12 protein-coding genes are annotated in these 11,734 nt (G+C 58.3%); 1 reads left to right on the forward strand and 11 read right to left on the reverse strand.

Going from position 1 to position 11,734, the window contains the following annotated elements; translation table 11 throughout:
* The 4 genes from AC1ECN_RS36975 to AC1ECN_RS36990 all read right to left on the reverse strand — a co-directional run.
* On the reverse strand, window positions 1-518 hold a 518-nt coding region (locus tag AC1ECN_RS36975), incomplete at its 3' end, for a MarR family transcriptional regulator (RefSeq protein ID WP_477955840.1).
* A 40-nt stretch (window positions 519-558) separates the two neighbouring features.
* Entirely contained in the window at window positions 559-1,401 is an 843-nt protein-coding gene (locus tag AC1ECN_RS36980) for a carbohydrate ABC transporter permease (protein WP_018245496.1), read from the reverse strand.
* The gene (locus tag AC1ECN_RS36985) at window positions 1,398-2,327 is read right to left on the reverse strand and encodes a carbohydrate ABC transporter permease (RefSeq protein ID WP_130673654.1); all 930 of its coding nucleotides are present in this window, start codon (window positions 2,325-2,327) and stop codon (window positions 1,398-1,400) included. The genes AC1ECN_RS36980 and AC1ECN_RS36985 overlap by 4 nt, the downstream gene beginning before the upstream one ends.
* A gap of 70 nt (window positions 2,328-2,397) precedes the next feature.
* On the reverse strand, window positions 2,398-3,696 hold the full coding sequence (locus AC1ECN_RS36990) for a type 2 periplasmic-binding domain-containing protein (protein ID WP_024321595.1): 1,299 nt from the start codon (window positions 3,694-3,696) through the stop codon (window positions 2,398-2,400).
* Between the two features lie 372 nt (window positions 3,697-4,068).
* Between AC1ECN_RS36990 and AC1ECN_RS36995 the strand changes: the two genes are divergently transcribed.
* Window positions 4,069-5,115 carry a Gfo/Idh/MocA family protein gene (locus AC1ECN_RS36995; protein ID WP_477955844.1) on the forward strand — a complete coding sequence of 349 codons (1,047 nt, stop codon included), beginning with the start codon at window positions 4,069-4,071 and terminating at the stop codon, window positions 5,113-5,115.
* An 8-nt stretch (window positions 5,116-5,123) separates the two neighbouring features.
* On the opposite strand, the gene AC1ECN_RS37000 is transcribed toward AC1ECN_RS36995, so the two are convergent.
* The 7 genes from AC1ECN_RS37000 to AC1ECN_RS37030 all read right to left on the reverse strand — a co-directional run.
* Window positions 5,124-6,263: an ROK family transcriptional regulator gene (locus tag AC1ECN_RS37000; RefSeq protein WP_027688130.1), complete on the reverse strand. Its 1,140-nt coding sequence runs from the start codon at window positions 6,261-6,263 to the stop codon at window positions 5,124-5,126.
* A 210-nt stretch (window positions 6,264-6,473) separates the two neighbouring features.
* Window positions 6,474-6,662, reverse strand: coding sequence for a hypothetical protein (locus tag AC1ECN_RS37005; RefSeq protein WP_018480421.1), 189 nt, complete (start codon window positions 6,660-6,662; stop codon window positions 6,474-6,476).
* Window positions 6,574-6,759: a hypothetical protein gene (locus AC1ECN_RS37010; RefSeq protein WP_163856979.1), complete on the reverse strand. Its 186-nt coding sequence runs from the start codon at window positions 6,757-6,759 to the stop codon at window positions 6,574-6,576. Before AC1ECN_RS37010 ends, AC1ECN_RS37005 begins: the two co-directional genes overlap by 89 nt.
* Before the next feature lie 35 nt (window positions 6,760-6,794).
* A complete protein-coding gene (locus AC1ECN_RS37015; protein ID WP_130687471.1) occupies window positions 6,795-8,486 on the reverse strand; it encodes a GH32 C-terminal domain-containing protein in 1,692 nt (563 codons plus the stop codon).
* A gap of 92 nt (window positions 8,487-8,578) precedes the next feature.
* Window positions 8,579-9,949 carry a NosD domain-containing protein gene (locus AC1ECN_RS37020; protein ID WP_130673799.1) on the reverse strand — a complete coding sequence of 457 codons (1,371 nt, stop codon included), beginning with the start codon at window positions 9,947-9,949 and terminating at the stop codon, window positions 8,579-8,581.
* A gap of 142 nt (window positions 9,950-10,091) precedes the next feature.
* Entirely contained in the window at window positions 10,092-11,234 is a 1,143-nt protein-coding gene (locus tag AC1ECN_RS37025) for an ABC transporter ATP-binding protein (protein ID WP_018480418.1), read from the reverse strand.
* Between the two features lie 13 nt (window positions 11,235-11,247).
* Window positions 11,248-11,734, reverse strand: a 487-nt coding sequence (locus tag AC1ECN_RS37030; protein ID WP_477955845.1) for a carbohydrate ABC transporter permease, incomplete at its 5' end; no start/stop codon positions are given.

Raw genomic sequence — 11,734 nt, forward strand, 5'->3', positions numbered from 1 at the left:
GGCTTGCCGAGGAGCGAAATCTCGCCAAGCCAATCCGGCATCGCCAGACCGATGCCGGCCAGGCGCGCGTCGTCGATGAGCCGGCTGCGCTGGAAATGCGAAATCGCATCGGCCGTGAGCTGCAGGAATTCCGCCGGCAGGATGAAACGTTTCTCATGATGCACACGGGCGCGGACGTTGCCAACGGCATCGACGGCCAGGATCGTCAGATGGTCGCGATCGATGTTGATGCCGATGGCAAAGCAGGCATCCGGATTGATTTCGAGTTCGATCGCCGGCTGGCCTCTCAGCCCATGCCGGCGGCGGGCTTCCATGATCAGGCCCTCGTCCAGCAGGCGATCGACGATCCGGGCGATTGCCGGTTTGGTAAAACCCGTCCGCCTGGCGATTTCAGCGCGCGAAATCGGCGCCTGACGATGGATGCAGCGCAGGACGACGGCCCTGTTGTGCTCACCTGCATCCTCGACATTGGCGCCCGTCAGATCCGGGGACAGTCTGGCGCCGAGTGTCTGGTTCATGCTTGAAATCCTTCCTTGCGCATAGAGACTGAACCGCTCCTCATCCCTTGACCGCGCCGCTGGTCATTGCCCCGAGGATCAGCCGCTGGAGCGACAGGAAGGCGACGATCGCCGGAACGACCGCGATCAGGCAGGCGGCGGCAAGCAGTTGGATGGACGAGTCGGTCTGCATGCCGCGGAAGTTAAAGATCCCGACGCCGATCGGCATCAGATCATTTTTCGTGAGCAACAGAAAAGGCACCAGAAATTGCGACCAGCCGGCAATCACCGTGATGATGAAGACCGAGGCTATGCCCGGCGCCGATAATGGCAGAACGATGCGCCAGAAGACGGAAAACCTGTTGCAGCCATCGATCATGGCCGCCTCGTCGAGGCTGCGCGGAATGCCGTCGACCGTGCTCTTCAGGAGCCAGGTCGCCAGCGGAACGCCAAGTGCGATATAGACCATGACGACGGCAAAATGCGTATCCAGCAGGCCGAGGCGGTTCATGTAGCGGTAGAGCGGCACCATAATGACGAGCGGCGAGATCATCTGGAAGAGCAGCAGCCCCATCATCGACAGGCCCTTGCCCCGGAATTGAAATCGGGAAAAGGCGTATGCCGCGGGCAGTGCGACGATCAGGACGCCCAGTCCGCTGAGGGCGGCAAGCTTGAGGCCGTTCCAGAGATAGATCGGAAAGTAACTGTTGTTGAGAACGGTGATGAAGTTGTCGATGGTGGGATTGTTTGGAATATATCGCGCCGCGCCGCGATAGATCTCGCGCTTGTCGCGCATCGCCATCGACAGGAGATAGGTAAGGGGGCCGGCGAAGAATACGAACATTACCAGCATGAACAGATAGCTCATGGCATCGCCGAGCCGCGTTCCGGTCCGCCCGCTCATTGCTCTTCCTCCTTCGGCAGGAACGACGCATAGACGAAGGCGAGCCCGAGGCTGATGATCAGCATCAGCACGGAGAGCACGCTGCCGCCGGACAGGTCGTAGTTTCTAAAGACGATATTGAAGACGTAGAGCGAGATGACCTCGGTCGCACGCCCCGGACCGCCGCCCGTCAGCGTGATGATCGCATCGAAGGTATTCACCGTCTGGATCGTAATGAGGATCATGTTGACGAGGATCGCCGCGCGCAGCTGCGGAAGCGTGACGAAGAAAAACTGCTGTGATGCCGTCGCGCCGTCGACCTCCGCCGCTTCATAGAGCGAGGGATCGATCGACTTCAGAGCCGCATACATGACGACCATCGAAAATGCGGTGCCGCGCCATATATTGGAAATGAGGGTGGACCACGGCGCAATAGCAGGATCCGAGAGCCAGGCGACAACAGGCATGTGCATCAGCCTCAGAATGCTGTTCAGCGCACCATAAGGCGCTTCGGAAAAGAGCATCTGCCAGATGATGCCGCCGGCAATTCCCGGAACGACCCAGGCAACCAGCGCCGTCGTCCTCAGAATGGTGGTGCCGAACAGGCCGCGCTTTTCGCCGCGGATGACCACGACAGCGACCGCAAGGCCCAAGATCTGCTGACCGATGACGCTGCCGCCGACGAAGATCAGGGTCGCCCATAAAATGTCGGGCAGCTGCGGCGAGCTCAACGCATTGGTGATGGACCCCAGCGTATAATCCTGACTGTCGCCGATCAGCGTGGCATTGGTGAATGAAAGCCTGAAAACGTCGATGACGGGGTAAAGGTAGAAGATGCCGATGACGACGATCACGGGCATGATCCAGGGCAGGGGCGCACCGGCGAAACGGCGCATGAACGTTCTGCTTTGAGGCGGGCTATCAGCCTCGATGGCAATGGGGCTCATTGGCTTCTCTGTGCGGGGTTTCGCAATGTCGACGGCGCCTGGCGGGCAGGCGCCGTCACGGTCGGAAGCACTAGAGACGCTTGTAAGCCTCCAGCGCCGCATTGAAGGCGGCATTCAAGGCGTCTTCCGGCTTTTTCGTCCCCGAAAGCACGTCGCCCATCATGATCTGGATCTGGTTCGAGATTTCGGGATAGATCGGCACACCCGGGCGTGCCTGTCCGTCGACCAGAGCCTTGGCGAAGGTCTTGTTGGCTTCGGTGGAGAAGACCTCATATTTGTCGAACAGTGATTTCCTGGTCGGCAACTGCTGCTGCAGCGCGTTTGCCGGTCCCATATAGACCTCGCGTGCGAGGTTGGCGCACATCTCGACCTTGTCCTTGTCCTTGCTGAAGGAGGCGATCGTCCAGCCGCCGGTGCCGGTCGAACGCTGATCGGCGCTGGGGCCGGGGATCGGCGAGAAGGTCCAATTGTTGAACTCGTCCTCGTCGAGCGTGGCCTTCAGCTGCGCATATTGCCAGTTGCCGCCGATGAAGAGCGCCGTCGTCGCCGCTGCGGCCGCAGCATTCATATCGTCGTAATTCGCGATCGTGCTGACGCGCTTGGGCGCGGCACCGGAATCGACGAGATCCTTGAAATAATTCAGCGCCTTCAGGAATTTCTCCTTGTTTTCGCCTTCGCCGAATACCGGCTTGCCCGAGTCGTCGACGAGCTTGCCGCCCAGCGCCCAATAATTCGCGAGCCAGTCGAATGTCGTCCCTTCCCAGCGCCCGCCGTTGAAGAGAACGCCTTCCATGCCTTCCTTGGTGGAGGCGAGCGCGGCCTTTTTCAGGTCGTCCCATGTCTGCGGCGCATCGGCAACGATCGACTTGTTGCGGTAGAGCACACGAAGGTCCGTATCCCACCACCAGGCGCGGACCGTCTGGTCCTTATCGGTGATGCCGCTGCGGATGAAGGGGAACAGGTCGTCCACTTCTTCCTTCGAAAAATACGGCGTGAAGTCCGCAAGCACATGATTGACCATGAACTGCGAGAGGACGAAGGAGTCGACAGCAGCGCAGTCAGGCGCGTTGCCGGCCTTGGCCTGCTCCAGCATCTTGGCCTGTTCCGTGCCGATGTCCGAGGACATGAATTGCATCTGCAATTTCCAGTCCGGATGCTTCTTGATGAAATCGACGAAGAGCTTCTGATAGCCCTCGGCGATCGCCGGATCCGAATTGTTGGGACTGTCGTTCGTCAGACGGACGACGAGGGATTTTGGCGCATCGGCAAGGCCGATCCTGTCCTTCGTGGCAAGTTCCTGGGCAAATGAAACGGATGCTGAAAATAACATAGTGCTCAGCGCAAATGCGCTGACGGTGGCGCTCTTCATGATGGGTCTCCTCCCCATTTTGAACGGATACAGCCTGGCGGTCAGTTGACCTCTCCTCACTTCCGTGCTGCATTAATTAGATTAAGTTACTTTGATTTGATGTCAAGCCACAGCTTGGGAGGCCGGAACCTGGGAGGTTGAGATGCTGGCGACAATCAACAGCAGCTAGCGCACAGTTTCCGAAAATCGAGATCGATTTTCGGAAAAGGATCTGCGCCGTGAAAGTGATGGAGCGTCCTATGGGACGCGCGGCGCATCCACCGCAATTTTCCTGAAGAAGAGCACGAGGCAATCGCGGATGGCTGCGATGGTGCGAGTGCGGTTTTGCCCCGGCTGAACTGCGGCGGGGATGTTAATTCCATGGAGGATAAGATGCGTTTACTCATTCTCGGTACCGGCGGAATGGCCAATCAGCATGCCGCCAACTTCAAGGCGATCGAAGGCGTCAGCGTTGTGGGCGGCGTCGATGTCGTCCCGGAAAGGCTCGCGGCCTTCTGCACCGAACATGGCATCGCCAACCATTTCACGACCCTCGAGGATGCTCTCGCCTGGGGCGAGTTCAACGCGGTGGCAAATGTCACGCCGGACCGCGTTCACCACCCGACGACGCTGCAGGCCATCGCCGCCGGCAAGCACGTCTTCTRCGAAAAGCCGCTCGCCACCGATGCGGTCAAGGCCATGGAGATGACCGAGGCCATCGAGCGATCGGGCAAGGTCGGCATGGTCAATTTCACCTATCGCAATTCGCCCGCCCTTCAGAAAGGCCGGCAGATGGTGCTCGCCGGCGAAATCGGGGAGATCAGGCACATCGAGGCGTCCCACCTTCAAAGCTGGCTGGTCGGTCGCCACTGGGGCGACTGGAAAACCGAAAGCAAATGGCTGTGGCGGCTGAGCAAGAAGCATGGATCCAACGGCGCGCTCGGCGATATCGGAATTCATATCGTCGATTTCGCATCATATGGTTCCGGGCTCGACGTTGCGCATGTCTTCGCGCGGCTGAAGACCTTCGACAAGGCGCCGGGCCACAAGATCGGCGAGTATGATCTCGATGCGAATGACAGCTTTACGATGAATGTCGATTTCTTCGGCGGCGCGATCGGGACGATCCAGGCGACGCGCACGGCGGCCGGACAGATGGATCAGCTGCGCCTCAGGGTCTATGGCGAAACCGGCTCGATCGAGATGATCTACGACACCGGAAAATCGACGCTTCGCGCCTGTCTTGGTGAGGACGTGCACACGGCAACCTGGCGTGACGTCCCCTTCGATCCGGTCGAGACGAACTACCAGCGTTTCGTCCAGGCCGTGCGGGCGGGCAGGACCCAGGAACCCTCGTTCCGGCGGGCGGCCAATATCCAGAAAATCCTGGACAAGGCGCTGGCCTCCGATCTCAGCCACACCGATGAAGCGCTCGGCTGACCCGGCCATCAGGCCGAAGCCGGCGGCAGCAGCAAAGTGTTGAGGAAGGGCAGGAGGGCTGCACCGAGCGCAACGCCGCCGCCGCTGAAGCTCGCGGGTTTCATCGGAGAAATCCAGGGCGTCAGCAACGGCCTCGTCGAGGTATCGCGCCGCTCGATGGAAAGCTGATGGATCAGCGCTTCGATCACGCCCTGCGGCAGGTCGCTGCCGATCATGACGACGCTAGGGGCAAGGAACCCGGCCATGGCGATGATCGGGTCGAGCAGATGGCCGGCGGCTTCCCGTATCCATTGCGACAGTGACGGTGAGGAGAATTCTTCGCCCTTCAGCAGGCGGGTGAAGTCCTGCTCGCCGATCCGTGATCGCAGCGACTCGAAGCCGACGACGGTGTTCAATTGGACATTGTCCGGGCCGGTCAGCATTTCGCCGATACTGCCCGCCCGGCCATGCACGCCGGAATAGGGAATACCGCGAATGAGAAAGCCGGCCTGAACGTCGTCGTCGATGATGATCATCGCAAGTCCGCCTTCCCGGCCGGAGCTGCCGATCGTGCGTTCGGCGAGAAGGCTCGCCGTGCACTCGTTCTCGACATAGGGTCGCGCGATCGTCGACATCGCGGCGATCTGATTGCTTTGATCCTCCGTCCAGTCGTTGGCGGCGATGCCAAGGCCGATGATCGGCAAGGCGGCGTGGCGATCGACCATATCCCTGACGGCCGCATGCAGCACGCCGACTTTGTCAGCGGGGACCAGCTCGATATAGACCCGGTCATGGACCTGGCCACTCAGATCGATGAGCACGGCCTCGCCACGCCTTTGGCGAAGCTTGACGCCGATCGAGAACGCGCCTTCCGGGCGCAAGGCAAACTCGGTAGCGGTGGCCCCTCCGCCAACGCCATTGCGACGGTTGGAGGTGACGAGCTTCTCCTCGGCCAATCGGCGGAGAATATTGGTAATGCCGGGGCCGGTCAGGCCGCAATGCCGGCCAAGCTCCATCCGCGTCAGCGGGCCATGGCGGCGGATGGCTTCCAGGATGACGCGAATATTTCGATCGGCAATTTCACCGGACCGCAGACCGACCATTTTTGCGCGCGGGGCGCCCATGTCCTGGGTTTGAAGCCGACGCGGCCCTGACCGAAGATACCGCATGACTGTCTTTCCTAAAGCACCACCTCGGTTGTGTACTTCATCCTCGGGCTATGGGAAAGCCGGGCTTAGCAGCCGCTTTTTGGGCTGAACGTCCTATCAATCGGGGTCAGGGCCATCACGGCGCTGACGAAGCGCGCGGGGCGAATGCCGCAAAATGCGTCAACAGATCGTCGAAACTACACGGCAATCGGAGCTTCACTCTATCGGTCGCTAATAGCTGCAAGGATGATCGTTGCCGAATCCATCGCGGCAGGCAGGTCTGAGCGAATAGTCGGCGCCGGTATATCCAACCGAGCCGGTTTGCATCGAGTCATTCGAGGTCGTCGTGCAGGATGACGACGATACGGCAACCACGATGACGGCTGTCGCGGCTGTCAATAATTTGCGGACTTGAAGCATCCCACCCTCCCCAGCGCTGCCTGAAATCTGCGATATCAGTGCAATTCTCGGTCAAATAGGGCCGGCGGAAGTGTCGATAACTGTTGTTGTCGATCAAGATCTCGTTATTCCGTGAAGGCCCAAGCGTTTCATTCAATAGCTCATGGCAGCACAGCAGCGTTTCACATCCCTTTCCAGCACCCGCGTTGAAGCGGACGATGAGATTTCCAGGTAATCGGGGTTGATGTTCGCGTAGCCGCGACGGGTTCCACAAACAGTTCCGCCATCGGCGAAGATCTCGACGATTCCACGGTCATGAAACAGACGAAGGTCCTTTCCGTCGCCAAGCTCCGCCACGTAATGGATCGAGCCGTCGTCCTGGGCGAGCCGGATCGAGAGGATACCGCCAGCGACGCCCACCTCGAAGGCAAGTTCGCCGCCCTGCGTCGCAACGACCTTGCTGCCTTCCAGGGCTCCGGAAAGGCGGATTTCAATGGCAGCCATCGGTAGCGAGAATTTGCCGCTTTGGTCCTCGACGATAGGGTCAGCGGCAAAGTGATCGTCGACTTCGATCGTCGGCAGCATGCGCAGCCTCTTCCTGTCTTCACTCAAACTTAGAACACGTGGTAGGGACATCTCCCCGGAATAGGCTGAGCCCTCGGGCTTGCGATATTCCCAATTGAAAAGCCAGGCAAAGGCGATCTGGCGCCCTCCCGCTTCGAAACTCTGCATCGCATAATAATCGGTGCCGAAATCCAGCAATTGCAGTTCCGGCATGTCGGGTACGAAGCAGTCGTCGATAAACTCGCCGATCAGGGCATAAAGGAGATTGTGGCGCCGTGTTCGTGGCTCGACATGGCCAACAAAACCCATCACCAGAACCCACTTTTCCTCCAGCCGAAAGAAATCCGGGCATTCCACCGCACGCGCGCCTTCTTGGCGGAAATTAGCCGGTGCACGGTAGAGCGGCCTGAGATATTGCCAATCGAGGCCATCGGCGGAGCCGAACAACAACACCGCGGGATCGCCTTCGATCGATGCGCCGAGTATCATGCGATAGGCGTTGGCTGTGTCATCCCACCAAACTTTTGGATCGCGGAAGTCGTGCTCGACACCGTCGGGACGCTCTTCCAACACCGTCACAATGCCTTCCGCCTTGATCATCAGCCGATCTGGGCGAGCTATTTTCTGAATTTCCCGATAGCCTTCGAAAAGGTCATAGGCGGGCAGGCGCTCGGTGTAAAAGAACATCAAACTTCCATCTCGATCCCGAAAGGCATTGCCGGAGAATGCGCCTCCTGTGGCGCCGAGACGCCACAGGTTCTGTTCTGGATGCAGAAATACCGGCATGTGAAGCCAATTGACCAGATCGCGGCTGGTCGCATGTCCCCAGTGCATCGGTCCCCAATCACTGCCGCTCGGATGGAATTGATAAAAAAGGTGCCATAGCTCGTCGATCTTGCAGAGACCTACGGGGTCGTTCATCCAATGCCGGATTGGCGAGAAATGAAGCGCAGGACGATCCGGATCGGACCGAAGCCAATCTTCAATTTCCGCGCCGGTGCGTTGAAGGATCCCTTTTTCCGAGAATTCAAACACTGTTATACCGGTCTCGTTCACGGTTTGAGGCTGATACCCATAGGCCCACAGAACAGCGTCCGGCGCATTGGTGACAATGGTGACCTCGCAAGCTTCCCTGTGGTGATATTTGAAAAACTCCGGATGGATGGCAAATGACCGAACCTGCCAAACCGTTTTCCCGTCAATGTCGATACGAAAAAAGCCGTCGCCCGCGGCCCAAAATTCCAAGCAGTACCCAGAGGGTAGGAACAGGTTTTGCTTCATCAACGGGTCATCTTCCCGGTCCGTTTGGTTCGCCATGAACACAACTCCGAATAGTCACTGGATTTTCGACCGACGGCCTAGCTATGCTCGATCTAGTGAAACTCTGCCGACGATTGCCCGGGAACTGGAGTGCCCCTGAAAGCATTCGCTGTTCTGTCCATCTCGACCTGTTCGACACTGCCTGAATCCAGAACTGTATTCCGCACCGAACCCCTTTGCACCCGTACTGCCGTTACCTCGAGCGCCTTCAAATTGTCCGTTGAAAGCAATGCGCCCACTTGCGTTGAAAAACAGGCGCTGTTTGGTGCGTCGTTGATCTGCGACATTTCGGTTGTGGCCACGATGTGATTATTGGCGATGTAGTTGCCGCTGCCGGAAACGACATTGATGATCACAGGCTTTGCGGCGAGAGGCTTGATATATTGAGTATCGATCGTTTCTGAAATGTGGTTGGCGATGACCGAATTGTTGCTGCCATCAATGTGCAAGAGTCCGAACAGGTCATCCAGGCCGTTATCGTACTTCTGCATGGGCGCCCACGGCTCGCGATCTCGCAGAAAGTGATTTGAGGAGACCAGGTTTTCGCAGCAATTCGCAGCAAAAACCAGCATTCCGGGATAGAAGGAATGGAATCTGTTTCCTGTAATCGAGGAACGCACGACGCCGGAAAAATAGACGCTGCTGGCGCCTCGGGGGAAGACGTTGTTTGACGAGACCAGGATGCCGCCGTAATTTTCAGCGTAGACGGAATGTCCCCTATATCCGGCTCCGACAAAATTATTCGCTATCCTCGAGGCCTGGCCCATACCTTTCAATTCGATACAGTTGCCGCACTCTGCAATGAAATTATTGTCTATCGCCAGCGCATCCGCGTCATAAACAGTCACTCCATGTTCCAGATAGATGAGGCCCATCCCTGTTATTCGGAATGAGTCATTGGCGCTGCCCACATAGATTCCCGTTTTGCCATTCCTGTAGGAATTTTCCGCATCATTCTGCCCCGAACCGTCGTCCATGAAGTGCAGGCCATCGATGCAAAAATCTGCAAACTCCACAGAGCTTATGCGAGGATTGCCGGTGCGCTTGACATAAAACGCGGCTCCGGCAGCCTCGCCGGCGGCGTGCGGAGACATGTCCACACGTATGCGACTTCCGCCCGGCCACACTTCGCGCCACTGTGCAAGCTCGTCTGCAGGTGTGTTGAAACGGATGCTCGAAGACGTAAAGCCATGTCCTGAGCCGACAATCTTCAGATAGCTCACGTCTATCACGACCTGGGTGACAAGACGATAATCGCCTGGCGGAATATAGATCACTGCTCCAGGCTTCCCGCCGTCATTCTGGTCGGAAACCGCTTGCCTGCTTTTAATATCTGCAATGATGCTATTGATGACCGATCCAATATCCTCATAGGGGTTGCCTAAGGGATATTGTGTTACGTCGTAAAAGTTTTCACTTACCATTACTAATGTCTCCTCGGCCATTTTCCTGCTCCACAGCGAGAGTAGGCCGATGTTCTTGATTGGCTTGTTGCTCGCAAACCGCCTGGGGAAATGCGTTCAATCGGCTCTCTTGTTCGAGTTTTGAGCAAGATCCTGCGCACCATCACCAGATGCTGGTACGGACGTCCGGTTCAAAGAAATGGAGTTCCTCGGCATCGACAGCGATGCGCGCGATGTCACCTGCGCGGACTGTGCTCTTCGGAGAAAAACGGGCTACAGCAGCCTTTTCGTTGCCGATGTCGGCGACGGCGTCCGGGTCGCCGGCATCCACACGGGTGGCGTCGATATTCAGATGCACCATGGATTCAGAACCTAGCGCCTCGACAAGAGTGACCGGGGCCGAGATCTCGGCCGAAGAGGGCCGGATTGCGGCATCGTTCATATGCTCGGGCCGGATACCGACAATGACCTGACGGTTGGACGCACCGTTGAGCGAGGGCCGGTCTTCGAAAACCCGGTCGGGGATTTCTAGGCTGTTGCTGCCCAGGGTCAGCGTCCTCCCGTTCAGAACGGCCTCGTACAAATTCATCGAGGGCGATCCGATAAAGGCGGCGACAAAGACATTGTCAGGACGATTGTACAGGTTTTGCGGTGTGTCGACTTGCTGCAGCACACCGCCTTTCATGACAGCGACGCGGTCACCCATCGTCATCGCCTCGACCTGGTCGTGGGTCACGTAAATCGTCGTGACATTCAGTTTTCTCTGGAGACTGGCGATCTCGGCGCGCATCTGAACGCGCAGCTTGGCATCGAGGTTCGACAACGGTTCATCCATCAGGAAGGCCGCTGGTTTGCGGACGATCGCCCGTCCCATGGCGACACGCTGACGCTGGCCTCCTGAAAGGAGTGCCGGCCTGCGGTCGAGCAAAGTCGTCAGTTCAAGGATGCGTGCGGCTTCGTCTACGCGGCTGGCAATCTCGGTCTTCGGCAGGCCTGCCATCAGCAAGGGGAAGGCAATGTTCTCCCGCACCGTCTTGTGCGGGTAGAGCGCATAGGACTGAAAGACCATGGCGATGTCGCGATCCTTGGGATCGACATCGTTGATTAGCCTGTCACCGATCCTGAGTTCACCGCTCGTAATGCTCTCCAGGCCAGCAATCATCCTGAGCGCCGTCGACTTTCCGCATCCTGACGGACCGACGAACACCATGAACTCGCCATCCCTGACGTCGAAGCTCAGATCGTGCAGAGCGTGAAACCTGTTTCCGTAGACCTTGTTGATATTGCGCAGTTCTATGCCGGCCATGCCTTTGCCTCCCTCATCCCTTTACAGCGCCGAAAGTCAGGCCGCCGACGATTTGTTTTTGCAGTGCGAGCGTTACGATGATGACCGGCAGCGAGTAGAGGACGGCTGCGGCGGTCATCGCCCCCCAGGCAAGCCCATAGACCGAATTGTATTCGGCGATGACGATCGGCGCCGTTTTGGTCGCCTCCGATGTCAACAGCAGCGCGTAGAGGAACTCGTTCCAGCTTGTGATGAAGGTAAAGAGCGCGGTGACCGCTATCCCCCCTGTCATGACCGGAAGCACAATCTTTCGAAACGCCTGGAATCGTGTGCAGCCATCCATGCGCGCCGCTTCTTCGAGCTCCCGCGGTATGCCCTCGAAGAACGCGGACATGAGCAACAGTGCCAGTGGTACCGCGGCCGACGTGTGGGCGAGGACCAGGCCTGGAATGGTATCGAGCAGACCCAGTGACTTCAAAAGCTGGAACAGCGGAACTCCTAGCGCCACCGATGGCACCATG

The sequence above is a fragment of the Rhizobium sp. 01N447_2 genome (assembly GCF_056399245.1).

Coding starts and splice junctions, on each gene's coding strand:
- AC1ECN_RS37020 (WP_130673799.1), bottom strand. CDS start 9,949: ATGGTAAGTGAAAACTTTTACGACGTAACACAATATCCCTTAGGCAAC.
- AC1ECN_RS37025 (WP_018480418.1), bottom strand. CDS start 11,234: ATGGCCGGCATAGAACTGCGCAATATCAACAAGGTCTACGGAAACAGG.
- AC1ECN_RS37000 (WP_027688130.1), bottom strand. CDS start 6,263: ATGCGGTATCTTCGGTCAGGGCCGCGTCGGCTTCAAACCCAGGACATG.
- AC1ECN_RS36985 (WP_130673654.1), bottom strand. CDS start 2,327: ATGAGCCCCATTGCCATCGAGGCTGATAGCCCGCCTCAAAGCAGAACG.
- AC1ECN_RS37015 (WP_130687471.1), bottom strand. CDS start 8,486: ATGAAGCAAAACCTGTTCCTACCCTCTGGGTACTGCTTGGAATTTTGG.
- AC1ECN_RS36990 (WP_024321595.1), bottom strand. CDS start 3,696: ATGAAGAGCGCCACCGTCAGCGCATTTGCGCTGAGCACTATGTTATTT.
- AC1ECN_RS36980 (WP_018245496.1), bottom strand. CDS start 1,401: ATGAGCGGGCGGACCGGAACGCGGCTCGGCGATGCCATGAGCTATCTG.
- AC1ECN_RS37005 (WP_018480421.1), bottom strand. CDS start 6,662: ATGCTTCAAGTCCGCAAATTATTGACAGCCGCGACAGCCGTCATCGTG.